Source organism: Sphingomonas sp., assembly GCF_030145815.1.
Lineage (GTDB): Bacteria > Pseudomonadota > Alphaproteobacteria > Sphingomonadales > Sphingomonadaceae > Sphingomonas.
Genome location: NZ_JAIXHL010000042.1, coordinates 1 through 20,244 on the forward strand (window position 1 = coordinate 1; position 20,244 = coordinate 20,244).

At 66.1% G+C, this 20,244-nt stretch carries 19 protein-coding genes; 9 read left to right on the top strand and 10 right to left on the bottom strand.

The window, feature by feature from the left end; translation table 11 throughout:
- On the top strand, positions 1-188 hold a 188-nt coding region (locus KYX69_RS21465; protein ID WP_300501336.1), incomplete at its 5' end, for an oxidoreductase C-terminal domain-containing protein.
- 106 nt (positions 189-294) lie between these two features.
- Positions 295-1,374 carry a TauD/TfdA family dioxygenase gene (locus tag KYX69_RS21470; protein ID WP_300501338.1) on the top strand — a complete coding sequence of 360 codons (1,080 nt, stop codon included), beginning with the start codon at positions 295-297 and terminating at the stop codon, positions 1,372-1,374.
- A 1-nt stretch (position 1,375) separates the two neighbouring features.
- On the opposite strand, the gene KYX69_RS21475 is transcribed toward KYX69_RS21470, so the two are convergent.
- From KYX69_RS21475 to KYX69_RS21485, 3 genes are read right to left on the bottom strand one after another with little or no spacing between them, the layout of a single operon-like run.
- The gene (locus KYX69_RS21475) at positions 1,376-1,972 is read right to left on the bottom strand and encodes a nitroreductase family protein (protein ID WP_300501340.1); all 597 of its coding nucleotides are present in this window, start codon (positions 1,970-1,972) and stop codon (positions 1,376-1,378) included.
- A gap of 24 nt (positions 1,973-1,996) precedes the next feature.
- A complete protein-coding gene (locus tag KYX69_RS21480; RefSeq protein ID WP_300501342.1) occupies positions 1,997-2,809 on the bottom strand; it encodes a TauD/TfdA family dioxygenase in 813 nt (270 codons plus the stop codon).
- Positions 2,806-3,648 (bottom strand): oxidoreductase, encoded by an 843-nt coding sequence (locus KYX69_RS21485; RefSeq protein WP_300501344.1) that lies wholly within the window; start codon positions 3,646-3,648, stop codon positions 2,806-2,808. The genes KYX69_RS21480 and KYX69_RS21485 overlap by 4 nt, the downstream gene beginning before the upstream one ends.
- A gap of 158 nt (positions 3,649-3,806) precedes the next feature.
- Between KYX69_RS21485 and KYX69_RS21490 the strand changes: the two genes are divergently transcribed.
- The 7 genes from KYX69_RS21490 to KYX69_RS21520 all read left to right on the top strand — a co-directional run bounded on the left by KYX69_RS21490 (position 3,807) and on the right by KYX69_RS21520 (position 13,002).
- On the top strand, positions 3,807-4,691 hold the full coding sequence (locus tag KYX69_RS21490) for a ribokinase (protein ID WP_300501346.1): 885 nt from the start codon (positions 3,807-3,809) through the stop codon (positions 4,689-4,691).
- Positions 4,692-4,782: 91 nt separating this feature from the next.
- Positions 4,783-5,913: an LLM class flavin-dependent oxidoreductase gene (locus KYX69_RS21495; protein ID WP_300501348.1), complete on the top strand. Its 1,131-nt coding sequence runs from the start codon at positions 4,783-4,785 to the stop codon at positions 5,911-5,913.
- Positions 5,906-6,556 carry a cysteine hydrolase family protein gene (locus KYX69_RS21500; RefSeq protein WP_300501349.1) on the top strand — a complete coding sequence of 217 codons (651 nt, stop codon included), beginning with the start codon at positions 5,906-5,908 and terminating at the stop codon, positions 6,554-6,556. Before KYX69_RS21495 ends, KYX69_RS21500 begins: the two co-directional genes overlap by 8 nt.
- Positions 6,547-7,944, top strand: coding sequence for an amidohydrolase family protein (locus tag KYX69_RS21505; RefSeq protein ID WP_300501351.1), 1,398 nt, complete (start codon positions 6,547-6,549; stop codon positions 7,942-7,944). Before KYX69_RS21500 ends, KYX69_RS21505 begins: the two co-directional genes overlap by 10 nt.
- A 29-nt stretch (positions 7,945-7,973) precedes the next feature.
- Entirely contained in the window at positions 7,974-9,185 is a 1,212-nt protein-coding gene (locus KYX69_RS21510; RefSeq protein ID WP_300501353.1) for an MFS transporter, read from the top strand.
- The gene (locus KYX69_RS21515; RefSeq protein WP_300501355.1) at positions 9,182-10,576 is read left to right on the top strand and encodes a peptidase M20; all 1,395 of its coding nucleotides are present in this window, start codon (positions 9,182-9,184) and stop codon (positions 10,574-10,576) included. Before KYX69_RS21510 ends, KYX69_RS21515 begins: the two co-directional genes overlap by 4 nt.
- A gap of 110 nt (positions 10,577-10,686) precedes the next feature.
- Complete coding sequence (locus tag KYX69_RS21520; protein WP_300501357.1) at positions 10,687-13,002, top strand: acetamidase/formamidase family protein; 2,316 nt, start codon at positions 10,687-10,689, stop codon at positions 13,000-13,002.
- Positions 13,003-13,008: 6 nt separating this feature from the next.
- On the opposite strand, the gene KYX69_RS21525 is transcribed toward KYX69_RS21520, so the two are convergent.
- The 7 genes from KYX69_RS21525 to KYX69_RS21555 form a co-directional block, all read right to left on the bottom strand.
- Positions 13,009-13,821, bottom strand: coding sequence for a TauD/TfdA family dioxygenase (locus KYX69_RS21525; RefSeq protein ID WP_300501359.1), 813 nt, complete (start codon positions 13,819-13,821; stop codon positions 13,009-13,011).
- Entirely contained in the window at positions 13,802-14,803 is a 1,002-nt protein-coding gene (locus tag KYX69_RS21530) for a bile acid:sodium symporter family protein (protein WP_300501361.1), read from the bottom strand. The genes KYX69_RS21525 and KYX69_RS21530 overlap by 20 nt, the downstream gene beginning before the upstream one ends.
- Before the next feature lie 30 nt (positions 14,804-14,833).
- On the bottom strand, positions 14,834-15,925 hold the full coding sequence (locus KYX69_RS21535; RefSeq protein WP_300501362.1) for an acetamidase/formamidase family protein: 1,092 nt from the start codon (positions 15,923-15,925) through the stop codon (positions 14,834-14,836).
- 35 nt (positions 15,926-15,960) lie between these two features.
- Positions 15,961-16,746: a 4,5-DOPA dioxygenase extradiol gene (ygiD, locus tag KYX69_RS21540; protein ID WP_300501364.1), complete on the bottom strand. Its 786-nt coding sequence runs from the start codon at positions 16,744-16,746 to the stop codon at positions 15,961-15,963.
- Between the two features lie 142 nt (positions 16,747-16,888).
- A complete protein-coding gene (locus KYX69_RS21545; protein ID WP_300501366.1) occupies positions 16,889-17,374 on the bottom strand; it encodes a VOC family protein in 486 nt (161 codons plus the stop codon).
- Positions 17,375-17,465: 91 nt separating this feature from the next.
- Positions 17,466-18,668, bottom strand: coding sequence for an aromatic ring-hydroxylating dioxygenase subunit alpha (locus tag KYX69_RS21550; RefSeq protein ID WP_300501368.1), 1,203 nt, complete (start codon positions 18,666-18,668; stop codon positions 17,466-17,468).
- Between the two features lie 32 nt (positions 18,669-18,700).
- Positions 18,701-19,972, bottom strand: coding sequence for a CynX/NimT family MFS transporter (locus tag KYX69_RS21555; RefSeq protein ID WP_300501370.1), 1,272 nt, complete (start codon positions 19,970-19,972; stop codon positions 18,701-18,703).
- Between the last annotated feature and the right edge of the window lie 272 nt (positions 19,973-20,244).

Genomic DNA, 20,244 nt, shown 5'->3' on the forward strand with positions numbered 1-20,244 from the left:
TCCTGCGCGGCGATCCGGCGAACCGCAGCTTTTCGGTCGTGTATCTGAAGGATGGCCGCGTGATCGCGCTCGACTGCGTCAACGCGACCAAGGATTATGTGCAGGGCCGCAAGCTGGTGGTGGAGCGATTGTCACCCGATCCGGCGGCGCTCGCCAACGCCAGCGTGCCGCTCAAGGAACTGGTCTGACGCGGTAACGCGGCATGCGCCGGCAGCGCAATGATTGGGCATGATCGGTCAAGTCGAACCCCTGCTGGTGCGATAGGTTCGGCTCGGTCATTCCTAGGAGCCGAGCATGCCCGTCCAAGATCTATTGCGTCCGATCACCACCCGCGCCGCCTGGCGCGGCGATCGCCTGATTGGCAGCGACGAATGGATCTACCGCCTGTCGAAGGAACAGGTGGCGGAGCTGGAGGAACTGGGGCGCCGCTTCGTTGAGCAAAGCCCCGATTTGCGCAGCGTGCAGGCGGAAGACTATCCGCTGATCGCGACCGCCGACGCGGCGGCCGAATGGCGCGAGACGGTCGATTTCGGGCGCGGTTTCGTGCTGGTGCGCGGATTGCGGACGCATCTCTATTCCGACGCGCTGTCGGCGGCGATCTACTACATCCTCGGCCTGCACATGGGCGATCCGATCCGCCAGAATGAGCTCGGCGATCTGGTCGATCATGTCTATGCCACGTCGGACAAGACGATGGACGATCCCACCGCCAAATCGTCCAAGGTCCGCGACCAGCTGGTCTATCATTCCGACAGTTCGGACATTGTCGCGCTGATGTGCCTGCGCCCGGCGCGCGACGGGGGGCTGTCCTGCCTCGTTTCCGGCGCGGAAATCTATAACGAGATCCTGCGCCGCCGCCCCGACCTCGCGCCGTTGCTGCTGGAGCCGTTCCATTGGGACTGGCGGCGGCAGGATGCCGAATCCCCGGCGCTCACTTATACTTCGCCGATCATCTCGATGGTCGATGGCGTGTTCAGCATGTATGCCGGATCGCTCTACATCCTCACAGCGCAGGAGTATCCCGGCGTCCCGCAGCTCACCGCCGATCAGATCGAGGTGCTGCGCCTGTTCGACGAGATCACTTATGAACCCGGCATGGCGATCGAGATGGATTTCCGTCCGGGCGACATCCAGTGGCTATCCAACTATGCCGCGCTGCATGCCCGCACTGGCTTTACCGACTGGCCCGAGCCGCAGCGGCGGCGCCATCTGCTGCGGCTGTGGTTGAGCAGCAAGACCGACCGGCCGGTGGTGCCCGACTTCGGCAAGAACGGCGTGGTCCAGCACCGCGCCGCCCCGCGCGATGGTGCGGTCGAGCATCCCGATGCGCGGTTCGACATCGTCACAGCCGCCGTCCCGCGCCTGACCTCATAGGTCAGGCGTTGAACACGCCTTCCGAAACCAGCTGGTCGAGCGGGGTCCGCCCGTTCGGCACTTCGCGTGCGCGCAGCCCTTCGGCCAGCGTTGCCGGATCGCCGATCCGCCCGATCGCGACTGCAGCCTCGATCCGATAGGCTTCAGGCACCGCCATCGCCGCGCGCGCTGCATCGACGTCGAACCCGGTCATGCCATGGGCGAACAATCCGCTGCGCACCGCCTGCAACGCCAGCATCGCCCAGGCGGCGCCGGCGTCGAAGGAATGGCTGTAGGACTCGCTCTTCACAGCACCATCGGCATCGCGAACGAACCGGTCCGACAGGATATAGACGAGCGCCGACGCACCCGCCGCCCAGCCCCGATTGAACGGGATCAGCGTGCCGATCAGCGCGTCCCATTGCGGCGTGTCGCGCAGCGCATAGACGAACCGCCATGGCTGAACATTATAGGCCGAGGGTGCCCAGCGCGCCGCTTCCAGCAGCGTCATCAGCGTGTCCGGTTCGATCGCCCCGCCATCGAATGCGCGCGGCGACCAGCGATCGGTGAACAGCGGGTCGATCGGGTAAGCGGGCGTGCGCGGATCGGCTGCGGTCATGCGAAAACTCCGTGGATCAAGGATTCAGAACGGACGGTCGCCGCGCACCGTGACGCGATAGCCCGAGCGGGTTTGCGGGAAATAGTCCCAGATCGCCGAATGCTGCACCGCGCGATTGTCCCAAAAGGCGATTGAATGCGGGCGCCAGCGAAAGCGGCACTGGAATTCAGGCCGCTGAACATGGCTCGTGAGGAACGCCAGCAGCGCCGCGCTTTCGTCCTTGGGCAGGCCGTCGATCCGCGCGGTGAACTGCTTGTTGACGAAGATCGCCTTGCGCCCGCTGACCGGATGGGTGCGGACCACCGGGTGGGAGGACTGGTTGAACACGGTTCCCGGCGGCGCGATCGCGGCAAACACGCGCGCCGCGTCATGCGTTGCGGTCAACCCGTCGAGATAGGCCTTCATCCGCTCCGACAGTGCGTCATAGGCCAGGAACATGTTTGAAAACGCCGTGTCGCCCCCGGTTTCGGGGACGGTGACGAGGTGCAGGATCGACCCCAAGGGCGGCTCGGGATCGCAGGTCATGTCGGAATGCCAATCCTCCCCCGCGACATATTTCGAGTCGGCGTCAGCATGGATGCGCGTGACCTCGGGATGTCCCTCCACCGCCCATGCAGCGGCGGCGGGCGCGACATGGATCTCGCCAAAGACCCGCGCCAGCGCCTTGTGCGCGGCAAAGTCCAGTCGCTGGTCGCGAAAGAACAGCACGAGATGATCGGTCAGCGCCTGACGCAGCGCCGCCGCGACCTCCGGCGCAATCGGGCGGGTCAGGTCGATGCCGTGCAACTCCGCGCCCATATGCGGGGTCAGCCGGTCGATGCTGAACGGCGCGCTCATGCCGCCGGCTCCGCGACAAAGCCGGTGGTGAGCGACAGCGGTTCCCAGCGCTGCATCTCCTGCTCCAGCATCTCGAAATGCTCGCGCGCATGGCGCAGCGCGTCTTCGCCGAGGAACAAATGCCGGGGCGGCTCCGGCGTATCGAGCGCGACCAGCATCGCCGCCGCCGCGCGTGCCGGATCGCCGGCCTCCTGGCCCCGGCCCGCCATCAGGCTGTGCTTCGACTGGCGGGCGGTATCCTCATAATCGTCGATCACCGCCGCCGCCTCGATCAGCCCGCGCGCGGCAAACCCCGTGCGAAACCCGCCTGGCGCGACATTGGTGACGCGGATGCCCAGCGGCGCGACCTCCTGCGCCAGCGTCTGTCCGATGCACTCCAGCGCATATTTGCTCGCGCCATAGATGCCCGTTCCCCACCGAGGCGCGAAGCCGCTGAGCGAGGTGATGGTGACGATATGGCCAGCGCGGCGCGCGCGCATCGCGGGCAGCACCGCCTGGATCATCGCCATCGCCCCGAACAGGTTGACGTCGAACAACGCCTTCGCCTCGGCAATCGATGTTTCCTCGATCGCGCCGACCATGCCGAAACCGGCATTGTTGACCAGCCGGTCAATCGGTCCCAGCCACGCCTCCGCCGTCGCCACGGCGTCCGGAATGGCGGCATGATCGGAGAGGTCGAGCAACACGCCAAGCGCACGGCCGGGGGCTAGCGCCTCGAACGCCTGCTTGTCGGCGACGCGCCGCACCGTCCCGACGACTGCGTCGCCGCGTGCCAGCGCCGCTTGCGCCAGTGCGTGTCCCAGTCCGCCGCTAACCCCGGTGATCAGCCAGTTCGTCATGCCATTTCCCTCTCGTTGTACCGAGGATAGGCGGGGTGCTGCAGTCCGGCTTGGCGTCAGCACCCGGAATAGTTGGCGGCACGCGCATGGCGCTTGCGCATGCTTGCAGCAGCGCTGGCCATGGTCTTCAACCGCGCGCACCGGCGGGGAGTGAGACGATGGACGTGCATATTCTGGGTTCGATCAATGTCGACACGATCCTGTCGGTCGATGCGCTGCCCGCTGCGGGGGAGACGGTGCTGGCGGGGCAGGTAACGCGGCTGCCCGGGGGCAAGGGCGCGAACCAGGCGGTCGCCGCCGCCCGGATGGGCGCGCGCGTGTCGATGACCGGGGCGGTTGGCGCGGACACCGATGGCGCGTGGATGCGCGGGGTGCTGGCAGGAGAGGAGGTCGATGTTGGCGGCATCGTCACGCTGCCGGACGTGCCGACCGGCGCTGCAATGATCGCGGTCGATGCGGCGGGTGAGAACCAGATCATCGTTGCACCCGGTGCCAACGCGCTGCTTGCGCCGGCGACTGCGCAGGATTCCGGGCTGATCTTAGCGCAGCTTGAAATCCCGCTCGACACGATAGCGGCGGCCTTTGCCGCGTCGGCGGGACCAAGCCTGCTCAACGCCGCACCCTTCATCCCCGCCGCGCGCGCGCTGTTCGCCGATACCGATATCCTGATCGTCAATCAGCACGAGCTGGCCGGTTATGCGGAGGCGCCTGCCATTTCCGGCCCGGCGGAGGCGATCGCGGCGGCCCGTATGCTGCGGGCGCACCCGCAGCAGCAGGTCGTCGTGACGCTGGGCGGGCAGGGGGCGGTGGCGGTGTTCGGGGACGAAGCGCTTCACGCCCCCGCGCTGTCGATCACGCCGCGCGACACGGTGGGGGCGGGGGATTGCTTTTGCGGCGCGCTCGCGGCGCTGATTGCCGAGGGGCTGGACCTCGCCGCCGCGCTGCCGATCGCCAATGCCGCCGCCGCGCTGTGTACCCAGACGGTCGGCGCCATCCCCGCCATGCCCGCGCGTGCGGCGGTGATGGCTGCGCTGGCGCCCTGAAACCGGCGCGGCCAACAGAATATGCGCTGCCGATCAAGAATGCCGCCCGCCCCCGGTTAGATTGGTTCGATCAATCGGGGGAACCAGCCGAATGTCCGACCTGCCAACGCCTGTAGCCTTCGACCTGCCGTCCGACACCGGGGGCAAGGATCTGGGGGTGTTTATGCCGATGGCCAATGGCGGCTGGATCCTGTCGAAGAACGCCCCGCCGCTCGACGGCTCCTATCCCTATAACCGGCAGGTCGCGGTGGCAGCGGAGGCAGCCGGGCTCGACTTCATCATGGCGATGGCGAAGTTCAAGGGCTATGGCGGCGAGATCAGGCATTGGGAGTCCACGCTGGACTCCGTGCTGCTGATGGCGGCGCTGGCCGAAGTCACCAGCAAGGTGAAGGTGTGGGCGACGATCCACACCATCCTGCAAAATCCCGGCGTTGCGGCAAAGATGATCGCGACGCTCGACCACATCAGCGGCGGTCGCGCGGGCCTGAACCTCGTCACCGGGTCCTATCGCGGCGAATTCGCGCAGTTCGGGGCATGGCCGGAAGGGGTCGATCACGACGGGCGTTACGACCTTGCCTATGAATGGATCGGTGCGATCAAGCGGTTGTGGACCGAAGAGTCGGTGACCATGGACGGTCGCTATTTCCGGCTCGAAGAGGCGACCTCTTGGCCCAAGCCGCTGCGCCGGCCCTTCACCGTCTGCGCTGGCACGTCGGGCAAGGGCATGCAGTTCACGGCGGACGAGATGGACGCGATCTTCCTGTCGGGCGGCGATCCGGTCGGGCTGGGCAAGAGCAGCCGCGTGGCCAAGGAAACCGCCGCGAAACAGGGCCGCTACATGCGGACCTATTCGATGATGACCGTGGTGCTGGACGACAGCGATGCGGCGGCGCAGGCGACCGCCGATCATTTCCGCGCGGGCCTCGACGAAGCGGCGCTGCAGGGCATGCTGCGCGCCTATGGCTTTTTCGACACCGAACAGGGCGGCAAGGAAAATGCCTTTGTCGAAAAGGCGCGCTCGACCTTCATGGCACCCTATGTGCTCGGCTCGCCCGAGACGGTGACCGACAAGCTCACCGAACTGTTCGAGGTATCGGGCACCGACGGGTTGATGCTGATCTTCCCCGATTACCTCACCGGCATCCCACGCTTTGCGCAGGAGGTGCTGCCGGTCTTGCGTGAGCGGTTCCCGACGCGGGTGATGGAAGCCGCGCATGGTTGAGGCTGAAACGCTGCCGCACATTGCGGCTGCCGATCTTGCGCCGATGCTGACGCCGGAGCGCACCGCGCTGGTCGTCGTCGATGTCCAGGTCGATTTCGCCGCTCCGCATGGTCTGCTGGGACGGGTGGGGGCCGACCTGTCGAGCGTTCAGCCGGCGATGGACCGGATCGCGGCGCTGATCGCGGCGGCGCGGGCGCAGGGCGTGACGATCGCCTTCATGCGCGTGGTCACGCGGCCCGAAACGGACTCGGTCGCGCTCAAGACGCTGATGGCGCGCAAGGGGATGCCGGGGGGCGAGGCGATCTGTCGCGCCGATGATGGCGGCGCGGACTATTACGGGGTCCAGCCCGAGCCCGGCGATATCGAGATCGAGAAGCTGTTGTTCGACAGCTTCCACGGCACCGACTTCGACGACCAGCTGCGCGCGCGCGGGATCGAAACACTGGTGATGACCGGGTTCAGCACCGATTGCTGTGTCGACCAGACGGCGCGTGCCGCCTTTCATCGCGGTTACCATGTGTTCGTCGTGTCCGACGCGACCGGTGCCTATGAAGATGGGCTGCACGCGAGCGCGCTCGATATCCTGTACAAGAATTGTGCGCTGCTTGTCCGCGCCGACGCCGTCGCGGCGGCATGGGCATGATTGCCGCCGATCTGCTGGTCACCCATAGCTGGGTTGTCACGATGGATGCCGACCGGCGCATCTTCCGCGACGGCGCGCTGGCGATCGCGGGCGACCGCATCGTCGCGGTCGGGCCGTCTGATCTGGTGGAGCAGAGCGTCGTCGCGCGTGAGGTCATTGATGGCCGCGACCGGTTCGTGGTGACGCCCGGCATGGTGAACTGCCATGTCCACATCACCGGTGAGCCGATTACGCGCGGCAACGTCCCGGACGACGCCGACTGGGCGACCAATGTCTTTGAATGGCTGATCCCGACCTATCTCGCGCAGACCCCCGATGAGGAGCGCATCGCGGCACAGCTCGCCGCGCTGGAAATGCTGCGGTCGGGTACGACCTGTTTCATCGAGGCTGGGACGATCCTCGATCTCGACGCGGTGGTCGATGCGCTGGGTGCGACCGGCATTCGCGGGCGGGTCGGGCAATGGGTGCAGGACCGCGCCTTTGCCCCCGACGACGATCAGGCGGCGTTGACCCGACAGGCGGTGGCGACGATCGAGTCTGAGCTGGCGCGATACCCCGGCACCGATGACCCGCTGATCGCGGCGTGGCCGTGCCTGGTCGGGCATAACACTGCTACCGACGATCTGTGGCGGGAGGCGACCGCGCTTGCCAAGGCGCATGGCGCGGGGATCAGCGCGCATATGAGCGCCGATCCGGCCGATCCCGATTTCTATCTGACGACCACCGGCCGCCGCGCCATCGCGCATCTGTCCGACCTCGGCGTGCTCGGTCCGCATCTGTCGCTGACCCATGCGATCCATCTCGACGATGAAGAGGTGGCGCTGCTCGCGGCGAGCGGGACCAACATCACCCATTGCCCGATGACCGCGATGAAGGGCGCCTATGGCGCGACCGCAGTCGGAAAATTCCCCGAAATGGCCGCCGCTGGCGTCAATCTCCAGCTCGGCACCGACGGCAACAACAACGGCAACGCGGCCGATTTGATGCGCGCGATGTTCGTGACCGCGGGCCTGTTCAAGGATTCGCGCCGCGATGCGAGCCTGTTCTCCGCCTATCAGGTACTCGAGATGGCGACGGTCAACGGCGCGAAGGGCGCGGGGATGGCGAACCGGATCGGATCGCTGGAGGTCGGCAAGAAGGCCGACTTCGTGCTCCACGACCGCGACCGCCCGGAGTGGCGGCCTTTGCTCAATGCGGTGAACCAGCTCGTCTATTCCGCCGATGGGCGCGGGGTGCATAGCGTCTGGGTTGATGGGCGGCGCGTGATCGACAACTACCGGTCGACGCTGATCGATGAAGAAAGATTGTATGCGCAGGTCGAGGCGGCGGGTGCCGCGGTTCTTACCCGCGCGGGCGTCGCCACCCCCAGCCTGTGGCCCGTGCTGTGAGCGGGGTTTCGACGCGGGAGCGCAGGGGCGTGCTGATCGCCTGCACGCTCGGCAACGCGGTCAGCACCACCCCCGCGGTCCATGCGGTGTTCGGGTTGTTCCTGCTGCCCCTGTCCGCCGAGTTTGGTTGGCCCCGCGCCGCGATTTCGGTCGCGCTGGGCATCATGGCGGTGACGGGAGCCATCGCCTATCCCTTGATCGGACGGATCGCCGACCGCCATGGCGCGCGGCGCGTGATCCTGCCCGGCCTTGCGCTCTACGGGCTGGCGGTGGCGGCGCTGTCACTGACCAGCGCCTCGCTGGTTCAGTTTTACGCCGTGTTTCTGGCGGTCAGCCTGTTCGGCGCGATGGCCTCGACCCCGATCTACTCCAAGGTAATCGCCGAATGGTATGACGCCGGGCGCGGCACCGCGCTGGGGATCAGCGCGGGCGCGGGCAATGGCGCGGGATCGGTCCTGTTGCCCATCATTGCCGCAGCAGTTGTCGCGCAGCAGGGTTGGCGGTCGGGCTATCTCGCTTTGGGCGCGATCATCCTGCTGATCGGCCTGCCTGCGGTGCTGACCCTGCTCCGCGACGCCCCGGTGCGGGAGGCTCCGGCGGGGGAGGATCCCATCGCGGTGGCCGGCATGACGCTGGGCGAAGCGGCGCGGCTTCCGCGGTTCTGGATCATTCTGGTCGCGATCGCGTCCGGCGCGGGCTGTACCACGGCGATCTTCAGCCATGTCATCCCGATCCTGGCCGATCGCGGCTATGGGGTCGATGTCGGGACGGCGGTGCTGAGCTGCTTCGCGCTGATGACCTCGGCCTGGCAGATCGCCTGCGGGCGGCTGCTCGACCGGTTTCCGACGCCGCGCATCGTCATCCCGATGGTGGCGATGGCGATTGTCGGGCTGGCATTGCTGCAGTTCGGCGAAGGGGTGCCGGTGCTGATCGCCGCCGGGCTGTTGCTCGGGATCGGCATGGGCGCGCAATATGGTGCGCTGCCCTATTATGTCGCGCGCTATTTCGGGACGAAGGCTTTTGGCGCGATCATTGGCGTCATGTATTCGGCGATCATCGCGGCACAGGGGATTACCCCGGTGCTGCTCGATCACGGCTTCGATGTGACGGGCAGCTATCGGCTGGCAGTGATCGTTTCGATCGTCGCGCTGTCGGCTGGCATGGCGTTGCTCTTGCTGCTGCCCCGCTATGGCGCGGGCGCACAGAGCGCAGCCCCCGCGCTGGCGGTGCACGTCGCATGACCGGCACGCCCGCGCCATTCGCCGACCCGATGCACGCACCCTATGCCGTGAGCGCGGCGGAGCGCGATGCCATCGCCGCCGCGATCGACACTGACGAGCTGGTTCAGCTTGCGCTCGCGCTCGGCAATATCCCCGCCCCCTCGCGCAGCGAGGCCGCTGCGGCCCAATTTGTGTTCGACTGGATGCAGCGCGAAGGGTTTCGTCCGCGCAAGGTCGGCGCGACGCCGGAGCGGCCCAATATCATCGGCGAGATCGGCGGTCATGGCACTGGCGCCAACCTGCTGTTGACCGCGCATCTCGACACCGAAAGCCCCAGCGGCATCACGCATCAGGACCGCTTCCGCTATCGTGAGGCGACGCTGGCCGATCCCGAATGGACGCAATGCTGGCTGGACGAAGACGGGCGGCTGCGTGGCTATCCGATCTCCAATGATCGCGGGCCGATGTCCTGTTTCCTGATCGCGGCCAAGGCGCTGAACAAGGCCGGGATCACGCTGGCGGGCAAGGCCTGGCTCACCGCCTGCCCGGGCGAGATCGGCCCGGAGCCGATCGAGGAATATGAAGGCGTCGCCTATCTCGGCAAGGATATCGGCGCGCATTATCTGTTCCACCATGGCGGCGTCGCGCCCGACTATGCCATCGCGGCGGAGGGGACAGATTTCGGTATGACCTGGACCGGCTGCGGCTATGCTGTGTTTCGGGTACGGATCTTCGGCCGCGGGGTATTCACCCCGATCCTCGAAACGCCCGAGCGGGCGGTCGACCATCCCAACCCGATCTATCGCCTCGGCCCGGTGATCGATGCGCTCCACCGCTGGAGCCAGGCATGGGAAGCGGCTTCGGTGCATGACGTTCCCGGCGGCCGGTCGGTGCCGCGCGTCCAGATCGCGTCGGTGCGCGGCGGCGCGCCGATGGATTTCGGTGCGGGGACCGAAGTGTGTGCGCTCTATCTCGATGTCGCGCTCGCCCCCCGGCAAAAGGCGGCAGACGCGATGCATGGCATCGTCGAAGCGATGCGCGCGGTCGACGTCGAGGGGTTCGATGTCGAGCCGGTGGTCGTCCGTCACGGGTTCGAGGCGGAGGACGCCGCCGTCGCCCCGCTGGCGGGCGCAGTCGATGCCGCCACCCGGCTGGCGCGCGGCACGCCGGTGGAGCGCGCGCACCCCGTCTATTCCAGCATGTGGCGCGACCATAATGTGTTCAACATGCACCGCATCCCGGCGGTCACCACCGGCATGCCGCGCTGGCGTCCGACCCCAGCCGACATGGCGTCGAGCGCGCTGGTCTACGCGCTGACCATGCTGGCGGTGTGCGGGCGTGCGGCCGACCGTCCCGCCGTGGCACGCGCTATGTCGGTTTATGGGGAGGGCGCGGCGCCTTTCGAAACCTGATCCGAGAATGCGATTGACCGCGATCGGCGATCCTGACTAGCTTTGTCCCGAGGCCGACATCAGATCGGCCGGGCGAGGAGCAGGGGCCTGCAACCAGGGACCATTGTTCGTTGCGTTTCACTACCAACGCCTATCCCCGCGAACAGCGCCGCGACGCATGGCGCTTCGCATTGCAACGACTGTCGATCACGCTCGAACAGGTGCTGGACGATCCCTATGGGGAGCTGGTCCATTTTCGCAGCGGACAGGGGATTGATTTCATTCGTCTGACCGGGACTGCGCAGGGCTGGGCGCTGGATTTCAGCGAGGAGCCGGGCGGTCTGTGGCTGACGCTGATGATCGACGGCAGTGCGCGGGTGACGACGGCCACGGGTGAGAGCGAACTGGTCGACGGCGACCTGCTGGCGGGCCGGAGCGAGTCGGTCGCACGGTTCGTTTCTGCTGGCGACAATCGCATCCTGATCGTTCGCCTGCCGCCCGCGATCATCACCGCGCGACTCAAGGCACCGCTACCCGATCACCCCCGCCGGATCGCGGCCGAGGCGGGGGCAGGGCGGGTGTTTGCCGGGATGCTCCGCTCACTGGCCGATACGATCATGGACATGACGACCGATCACGCCCGGCCGGTCGAGCTGGCGCTGCCGGAGTTTCTGCTCTCAGCGCTGCTGGACAATGCCCCGCCCAAGGCGATGGGCGGTGCCGCGGGCATGCGTGCGGGCCTGCTCGAGCGGATTTTCCAGACGATCGAGATGCGGCTGGCCGATCCCAACCTCAATTACCAGCAGATCGCTACCGAACACGGCATCTCGCCCCGCTATCTGCAAAAGCTGTTCGAATCGATCGACGACAGTTTCGGCCATTATGTGAAGGTGCGGCGGCTCGAACGCTGCCGGCTCGACCTGCGCAGCCCGCTGCACGTCCAGAAATCGATCTCCGACATCCTGTTCCAATGGGGCTTCAACGACAGCGCGTCGTTCAGCCGGGCGTTTCGCGAGCAATATGGCGTGTCGCCGCGCGAATATCGCAAAGGCATCGGCGATGCCCCGCCCGAGGATATGCCGCGCCGGGGCCGCCCCGCGCGGCGTGACCGCACGCTCGCACTTGTACCCGAAGCCGATGCGGATGCCGAGGCGGAGGCGGTGGCACAGGGCGGGGACGATGCGCCCCCCGTATCCGAACCGGTCCGGCACCATCACCTTCCGGCCAATCCACAGACCGTGCATTGGGGCTATTTCAGCCGCGCGCTCAAACCCGTGCTGACGATCCGGTCGGGGGATTTCGTGTCGGTCGAAACCCTGACCCATCACGCCAATGACGATCCCGAGCGGATGGTGCAGGGCGACCCCGCCGCCGAAAGCGTGTTTCACTGGGACCATCATCACAAGGCGATCGACCGGCGCGGCGCGGGACCGATGGATTCAAGCGCGGTCGGGCGCGGGCCGGGCGAGGGGTTCGGGGTCCATATCTGCACCGGGCCGATCGCGATCCAGGGGGCGATGCCCGGCGATGTCGTCGAGGTCCGCATCCTCGACCTCAAGGCGCGGCAAAGTGGCAATCCCCGCTTCGCCGGCAAAGCCTTCGGCAGCAATGCCGCGACCTTTTGGGGCTTCCACTATAGCGACCTGCTGACCGAGCCGAAGCAGCGTGAGGTCATCACCATCTACGAGGTCGAACATGGCGGCGCGCGCCCGCCCAGCGCCCATGCAGTGTACAGCTTCCGCTGGACGCCCCAGACCGATCCGTCGGGCCGGGTCCATGTCCGCTACGACTATCCCGGCGTGCCCGTGAACCCGGCGACGATCGAGCGGAATTACGAAATCCTGCGCAATGTCGAAATCCCGATCCGCCCGCATTTCGGCGTGATCGCGCTGGCGCCGGCGCATTCGGGATTGGTCGATTCAGTGCCGCCGAACAGCTTTGGCGGCAATCTCGACAATTGGCGCACCGGCCCGGGGTCGAGCGTGTTCCTGCCGGTTCAGGTTGCGGGCGGGCTGCTCTCGCTGGGCGATCCGCATGCCTCGCAGGGCGATTCCGAACTGTGTGGCACGGCGATCGAATGTTCGATGAATGCGCTGATCCAGGTGGTGCTGCACCCGGCGAGCGAGCTGCGCGATCACCTGCGCGACCTCGACTATCCGCTGATCGAGACCGAGAGCGAATGGGTCATCATGGGCTTCAGCCACCCCGACTACCTCAAGGAACTGGGCGAGGACGCGCAGAGCGAGGTGTACAAGAAGAGCAGCATCGACGGGGCCATGCGCGATGCGTTTCGCAAGGCGCGCCGCTTTCTGATGACGACCAAGGGGCTGAGCGAGGACGAGGCGATCTCGCTCCTGTCGGTAGGCGTCGATTTCGGGGTGTCGCAGGTGGTGAACGGCAATTGGGGCGTCCATGCGATCATCCGCAAGGCCCTGTTCACCGCCTGATCGCGTTCAATAGGGTCGGTCGCCCTTGATCGTTACCCGCGTGCCCGACCGCGTATCGGGGAAATAGTCCCACACTGCGAAATGCTGGGTGCAGCGATTGTCCCAGAAGGCGACCGAATGCGGTTGCCAGCGGAAGCGGACCTGGAAATTCGGATCCTTCACATGATCCGCCAGAAAGCGCAGCACCGCGCTGCTCTCCGCCTTGGACAGGCCGTTGATCCGCGTCGTCTTGGATTCCGACACGAACAGGCATTTGCGCTTGGTCACCGGATGCGTCCGCACCACCGGATGGGTGTTGCAGGGATAGGTTTTCTGAACGTCGGGGAACAGCTCGCGATAGATATGGTTGGAATCATGCACGGCGGTCAGCGGGTCGAGGAACGCGCGCATCGCCGGGGACAGCGCGTCATAGGCGGCATACATGCTCGAAAACAGCGTATCGCCGCCGCTGTCGGGCAAAGTGTGCATGTACAGGATGCTGCCCATCGGCGGCTCATCATATTCGCTGAGGTCCGAATGCCAGTTGTCACCGGCGATATAGGTGCTGTTGGCGTCGGCATGGATCGCCACGATTTCGGGATGGTCGGGCAGGCCCGCGACGCCACTGTGCAGGGCGAGCTCGCCGAAATAGCGGCCCAGCCGTTTGTGCTCCGCATGCGTGAAGTGCTGGTCGCGGAAGAAGATCACCTGATGCACCATCAGCGCATCGTGGATGGCGGCCACCATTGCCTGATCGAGCGGCTGGCTGAGGTCGACGCCGAAAATCTCCGCGCCGATCTGGCGGGTCATCGGCCGGATCTCAAGCAGTGCGTCGGACATGGTCGGGCTCCTCAGTGGCGTCGTTCTGGCGGGCAAGGCGCGCCGCGATGATCGAACAGACGATCAGTTGCAGTTGGTGGAACAGCATCAGCGGCAGGATCACGACGCCGACCTGTGCGGCGGGAAACAGCGCTCCGGCCATCGGCACGCCGCTCGCCAGGCTCTTTTTCGATCCGCAGAACAGCAGCACGATGGCGTCCGGGCGCGGTAGTCCGGCAAGGCGTGCGGCAAGCCGGGTCAGCAGCAGCACCGCCGCTAGCAGCACCGCGCAAATGGCCCCGATCGTGGCGAGATCGGCGAGCGACAGCCGCGTCCACAACCCTGCCACCACTGCGGCACTGAATGCGGTGTAGACGACCAGCAGGATCACGCCGCGATCGACCCGCGTGACCAGCTGGCGATGCCGGTCGATCCACGCGCCGATCCACGGTCGGGCGAGATGGCCGAGGATGAAGGGCAGCAGCAATTGGGTGGCGATCGACGTCACCGCCTGAAGGAAGAACCCGCCGCCCGCCCCCTGTCCGCCGATCAGCCACGCCGCGAGAAGCGGTGTGAGCAGGATGCCCAGGATGTTCGACAATGACGCGCTGCAGATCGCGGCCGGGACATTGCCCCCGGCGATGGCGGTAAAGGCGATCGATGACTGGACGGTCGAGGGCAGGATGGCGAGGTAGAGCACCCCCATCGCCACCAGCGGATCGACCGTCCCGCCCAGCGTCGTGACGATGGCGAGGCCGAGCAGCGGAAACAGCGCGTAGGTTGCGCTCAGCACCAGCAGATGCAGTTTCCACGCTCCAATCCCGGCCAGGATCGCTTCCCGCGACAGTTTCGCTCCATGCAGAAAGAACAGCAGCGCGATCGCCACGTCGGTGACATGATCGGCGGCAATGGCCGCGCCGCCACGCACCGGCAGCAGCGTTGCCGCCGCCAGCACGACCAGCAGGATCAACAGGAACGGATCGAGACGCAACCGGGCCAGCATCGTCAGTCGCGCCCGCCCGCAACGGCGGGATTATTCGGGGTCACGCACGGTCCCCTTGCCACCAAAGATGCGACGGTCGATGCGGCAGTGAATACCCTGCGTCCCGTCGACGACCTGAGTCACGCCGAAATCGCTCGCCACGCTCATCAGCGAATAGGCATCGGTGCGCGACAGTCCCTGATGTTCGGTCAGCAGATGGAGCATGTCGACCGATGCGCTCTTCATCGCCTGATCCAGATCGGCGCCAAAGCCATGGACGATCCAGCAATCGCTGGTCTCGAGCAGGGGCGAAGGGAAGCTGAAATCCTTGCGCAGCACGATCTGGAACAGCACGTCGAGCGATGCCTCGATCGCAGTGCCGCTTATCTCGCCATCGCCCTGGCTGATATGCGGATCGCCGATCGAGAACAGGCCGCCGGCGACCTGGACCGGATAATACATGCGCGCGCCTGCGCCGATCCGCCAATTGTCGATATTGCCGCCGTGCAGGCCGGGGGGAATCGTGCTGACCGGTTCGTTCACCGCAGGTGCCACTCCGGCGGTGCCGAGGTGCGGCCGGGCGGGAATGGTGATGCCGGGCAAAGCGGGCTGACGGTCGCATACCGGGCAGTTGGTGATGCGCCCCGGCACCACATATTTCTCTTCGACATCATAGGCGTAGAGCGCGCTGGCGGTGTTGGAGCCCGGGTCGATGCGGTAGATCGTCACCCGCTCGGTCTCACCGAATTCCTGATAGAGGTGCCCCCAATTGGCCTGCAGGTTCGATCCATAGTTGAACCGGGGCACCATTTCGAAATAGCGCACCTCCAGCATGTCGCCGGGCTCGACCCCTTCGACGAAGATCGGGCCGGTCATGATGTGGCATCCCGGCGCGCGCGTCGCTGGATCGATCTCGGCAAAGATGCGACGGATGTCGTCGTCGAACATCAATTCGGGATCGTCCCCGGCGTGATGCGTCACCGCCTGCGCCTGGATCAGGTCGCCGCTGCGTACCGTCAGCGCGGGTGCGATTTCGGGCGAGAAATAGCCCCAGTGAACCGTTTCCGGCGTCGCGCGGAGCCGGTGGAGCGCGGTCGGCTGGATCGCATCGCGGATTGCGCCATGCGGTAGAATGAGGCCCATATCTTTCCCCCTGTGGACTGGAAGCCTGGTCGCGGTCAGGCCGCGCCGATCACGATGCTCGTCATGCCGAGCGACTTGTGGTGGATGAAATCGGGGTCGAGCACTGCGGCCTCCCCCGCATGGCGCGCGCCGAGCACATAGAGCAGCGGCCAGAAATGGTCGGGATGCGGCACCGACAGCGTGGCATCGGTACCCAATGACCGATAGTCGATCACCGCCTCCGGTCGATCCTCGACCACCGCCTCCAGCATCGCGGCGTTGAACCGCGCCGCCCAGGGATAGGGCGGCGCATCGGGATTGCCCCAGTCCATCTCGCGCAGATTATGGACGATATTGCCGGTGCCGATGATCAGCACCCCTTCGTCGCGTAGCGGGCGCAGCCGCTCGCCGACCTGCCAATGGTCGAGCGGGCTCTTGGCGATGTCCATGCCGAGCTGGACCACCGGCACATCGGCATCGGGGAAGCAGTGGCGGAGCACCGACCAGGTGCCGTGGTCGAGCCCCCAGTCGCGGTCGATTCCGACCGCCATGGGCGCGAGCAATTCGGCCACGCGCTGCGCCAGCGCCGGATCACCAGGCGCGGGATATTGCACGTCGAACAGCGCCTGCGGAAAGGAGGCGCCGAAATCATGGATGGTGCGCGGCGCGACCATGCCGGTCACGGCGGTGCCCTGCGTCAGCCAATGCGCCGAGATACACAGAATCGCGCGCGGCCGCTCGATCCGTTCCGCAATCGCCCGCCATGCGCGGGTGACGTGGTTCTGCTCCAGCGCGATCATCGGGCTGCCGTGACCGAAAAAGACGACGGGCAAACGGCTCATACAGTCCCCGCAGCGCAGCGTTGCTCGATCATCCCAAATCCCCTTCGTCCCGATGCTCGCGACCCGCAAAGACTAGGGGCGCAATCGCCGCCCGGTCTTGTATCGCCGCGCACAAGTCCTTGTTTTCGGCCCGGCGTAGCGCCTATTCGCGCGTGAAACTGGCTGGAATGTCCGGATTTTCGCCGGCCTTGCCCCACAGCACGATCTCATTGCCCCATGGGTCGACAAAGGCGTGGTTGTAGCCGTTGAACTCGGCCCAATAGTGATCCCGCCACAGGGTCTTCGCGCCCAGGCTCTCCGCCTTGCCCAGGATCCGCTCGGCGCTGTCATCGTCGCCGATCAGGATCCAGATCCGCGCCTTGCGCCCATGCACGACCAAGTCACGTGGGCCGACGCCTGCCGGTTCGGGGTGCGGGCGGGCATTGGCGGCGTCGAAGATGCCAAGGTGCAGATTGCCGATCTGGCTGTCGCTGCCGTCCTTGTGCTTGAAGAAGCCGCCCGGGACCATGCGGTGATAGATGCCGTGCGGCCGGGGGTCATTTTCCCAGCCGAAGACATCGGCATAGAATGAAGCGGCGGCGGCAGGGTCGTCGCTGGCGAGATCGACGAAGATTAGCGTGTTGGTCATGCGAAATGCTCCTCGGAACTGGCAGGGGACAGCGGCCGCGTCGCACGACGCGCCGGATGACAGGCGATGCAGTAATGGCGTGCGAGCCGGATCAGGATGCGCGCTGGATCCGGCTGACGGGCGCTGCAGGTCCGCGCCGCCGATCCCATTCGGAGCGATAGCGTTCGACCAGCCACAGGTTGAACTGACGCTGCGCATCCTCCTGCCAGCTATAGCGGCCGCGCGGCGCGAAGCGGGAGTTCAGCCCCTGCTGCACCAACAGATCGACGTGCAGATCCTGCGCGACGATATGGCTGGTATATTCGTCGTTCAGCCGCCGCTTTTCATCAAAGTCCGGGGCCTGCATCGCTTCGGGCAGGTACAGGCTGCCAAAGGTCAGGCCATGGGTGTTCGCCGAGCGGGCGTCCATGATCAGATAGATTACTACATCGTTGAGCACCACCAGCGACAGGGACGGAGGCAGGTTGACGAACAACAGCCGGTTCTGCTCCTCCTCGCTGAGCGCGGGGAATACCGGGAACAGCGCCTTGCCGGTCGGGTTGAAACTGGCATTGGCGTGGGTCGATCCGTTCAGCCGGTAATAGCCAGCCGTCCCTTCCGGCACCGGCGGGAAGCTCGCCAGCGCGCTCGGGATATAGTCATGCAGCCCCTTATGCAGCCGGTTGGCGTGATAGCCGTCATTGTTGTTCTCGAACTGGACCTTCCAGTTCCAGGCAAATTCATGCGCCGCCGGTTCAGGGCCGCGCAGGGACGCGAAGTCGTAATTGGCAACCACCGGCTCGATGCCCGCAAGGCGCGGCGCGAGCGGGGCGGCCTCGAGATCGAAATTGACGAAGATGAACCCGTGCCAGGTTTCGACCTTGAGCCGCGGCAGGCTGTGCTGGCGCTTGTCGAAGTTGCACGTGCGACCCATCGCCGGGGCGCCGATCAGCGTGCCGTCCAAATCATAGGACCAGTGATGATAGGGGCAGGTAAAGCCGCGCGCATTGCCCTTGCCCTCGGCGACCAGCATCGCGCGGTGCTGGCATACCGAGGACATCGCCTGGATCGTTCCGGCCCGGTCCATCGCGATGACCAATGGTTCGTTGGCATGGGTGGTGGTGAAATAATCGCCCGGCTGCGCCAGCCACTCGACGCGGCCGACGCACAGCCATTCGCGATAGAACAGCGCTTGCTTCTCGAACCGGTAGAATTCCTCATCCGTATAGCAGGCGGGGGGCAGGGTCTCGGCCTCGACCGTTTCGAGGATCGAGGTGCCGAGGCTGTCGAAAAAGGGATCGGTCAGAATGGTCATGATGTGCGTCCGGTGACTGTGTCCCGCATGCTTCATTCGGCAGGGACGAGAAGGAGGTCGTCGTTGCGCGACTGCGCGACATCGGGCTGCGGGAGCGCGCGCGGCGCACGCAGGAACAATGTGGTCGATGCGATGACGAGCGCGAGCAGCCCCGCAAATACCAGGAAGATCGGCGCAAAGCCGCCGGTTCGATCGGCTACCCAGCCAGCGCTGAGCGGGCCGAGGACGGCCAGCGTCGTCGCCATCGTCGCCATCGCGGTCAGATCGGCGGCCAGCGCTGCGCCGAAATAGCGCAGGATCAGGACATGCGCGCTGAGCCAGGCCAGGCCCCAGCCGATCCCGAACAACAGGGCAGCCAGGATCGCCAGCATCGGTGTCTGCGCCGTCGCCAGCAATGCTACCGCACCGAACTGAAGCCCGAGGCCAAGGATCAACAGCCAGCGGGCGTCATATTTCTCCGCCAGCGCGCCGGTCGCGCCCTTGGCCAACGTGCCCGTCAGCGCCAGCAGGCTCATCGCGAGCGCACCCGCTGCGGCTGCGCCCGCACCACCGCCAATCCCGGCGACATGGGAGACGAGCACCGAATGGAGGGTGGTCACCACCGTCTGAACCACCAGCATCGCCGCCGCGATCAGCAGAAAGGCCGGGCTGCGGATCGCCTGCCGCACCGTCCAGGCGGGCGCCTTGGCCGGGGCGACCTGGCCAGTCGCGGCGTGCTTGACCTGATCGGCGCTCTCCACCGTCACTGCGTCGCGCACGGCAACCAGAAACAGCAGGCCAAGCGCGATCGCCGCCATGCCCATCAGCGCCCAGTGCAGACGCCAGCTACCCGCCAGGCCGACAATCGCGCCGACGATCAGCGGACCGACCACGCCGCCCAGCGATCCCGCCATGAAATAGACGCCGAGCAGCCGCGCCGAGCGTTCGGGCAGCCAGGTAGCGATCAGGAACACGCCGGGCGACGGTGCGATCAACGAAAAGCCCGCACCCATCAGCGCGGTCGCGATAAAGAACAGGCCGATCTCCTGCACGACCGATGCGAGCAGGAAGCCGGCGGCGAGCACCATGGCGCCGATGAACAGCGTCAGCCGCGATCCGACCAGCTTGATCAGCAACGGCGGCAAGGGGCTGGCAAGGCCGCACGCCAGCCCAAGCAGCGCAAAGCTGCTCCCCGCCGCTGCCTGCGACCAGCCGAGATCTGCGACCATCGTGTAGAGGACATAACCGAGCGAGGTGAAGGTGGTCGCGGTGACGAAGCCGAAGCCCAGCGACGCGGCGATCATGACCCATAGACTGCGAGGCATCGGCGCACTCCTTCGCTCGATCCCGCCGGCCGGAATGAACCGTAGATCGATTGAGGAGGAGACTAAGCAAATGGCGGATCAAGACTTGATCGCCCGCGCCCGAACAGTTGATCCCGTCTTGTCGCGCCGAATGCGCAGCGTGCTTTACCAGCCCGTTGACGAAGTCGGGTCCGTCTGATTCAGAGAGAGTATTGAAGGACGAGATAGGCTGCAGCGATGGCGATGAGGCGTGATGGGGATGTTCAGCCGGATCTGATCGTGTCCTGGTCGGA

Excerpts from the sequence above, each read along its gene's own strand:
- KYX69_RS21545 (WP_300501366.1), bottom strand. The coding sequence starts at position 17,374 with ATGACCAACACGCTAATCTTCGTCGATCTCGCCAGCGACGACCCTGCC.
- KYX69_RS21525 (WP_300501359.1), bottom strand. The coding sequence starts at position 13,821 with ATGTCCGACGCACTGCTTGAGATCCGGCCGATGACCCGCCAGATCGGC.
- KYX69_RS21505 (WP_300501351.1), top strand. The coding sequence starts at position 6,547 with ATGGGCATGATTGCCGCCGATCTGCTGGTCACCCATAGCTGGGTTGTC.
- KYX69_RS21555 (WP_300501370.1), bottom strand. The coding sequence starts at position 19,972 with ATGCCTCGCAGTCTATGGGTCATGATCGCCGCGTCGCTGGGCTTCGGC.
- KYX69_RS21535 (WP_300501362.1), bottom strand. The coding sequence starts at position 15,925 with ATGGGCCTCATTCTACCGCATGGCGCAATCCGCGATGCGATCCAGCCG.
- ygiD (WP_300501364.1), bottom strand. The coding sequence starts at position 16,746 with ATGAGCCGTTTGCCCGTCGTCTTTTTCGGTCACGGCAGCCCGATGATC.
- KYX69_RS21530 (WP_300501361.1), bottom strand. The coding sequence starts at position 14,803 with ATGCTGGCCCGGTTGCGTCTCGATCCGTTCCTGTTGATCCTGCTGGTC.
- KYX69_RS21480 (WP_300501342.1), bottom strand. The coding sequence starts at position 2,809 with ATGAGCGCGCCGTTCAGCATCGACCGGCTGACCCCGCATATGGGCGCG.
- KYX69_RS21495 (WP_300501348.1), top strand. The coding sequence starts at position 4,783 with ATGTCCGACCTGCCAACGCCTGTAGCCTTCGACCTGCCGTCCGACACC.
- KYX69_RS21490 (WP_300501346.1), top strand. The coding sequence starts at position 3,807 with ATGGACGTGCATATTCTGGGTTCGATCAATGTCGACACGATCCTGTCG.
- KYX69_RS21470 (WP_300501338.1), top strand. The coding sequence starts at position 295 with ATGCCCGTCCAAGATCTATTGCGTCCGATCACCACCCGCGCCGCCTGG.
- KYX69_RS21550 (WP_300501368.1), bottom strand. The coding sequence starts at position 18,668 with ATGACCATTCTGACCGATCCCTTTTTCGACAGCCTCGGCACCTCGATC.
- KYX69_RS21500 (WP_300501349.1), top strand. The coding sequence starts at position 5,906 with ATGGTTGAGGCTGAAACGCTGCCGCACATTGCGGCTGCCGATCTTGCG.
- KYX69_RS21475 (WP_300501340.1), bottom strand. The coding sequence starts at position 1,972 with ATGACCGCAGCCGATCCGCGCACGCCCGCTTACCCGATCGACCCGCTG.
- KYX69_RS21485 (WP_300501344.1), bottom strand. The coding sequence starts at position 3,648 with ATGACGAACTGGCTGATCACCGGGGTTAGCGGCGGACTGGGACACGCA.
- KYX69_RS21515 (WP_300501355.1), top strand. The coding sequence starts at position 9,182 with ATGACCGGCACGCCCGCGCCATTCGCCGACCCGATGCACGCACCCTAT.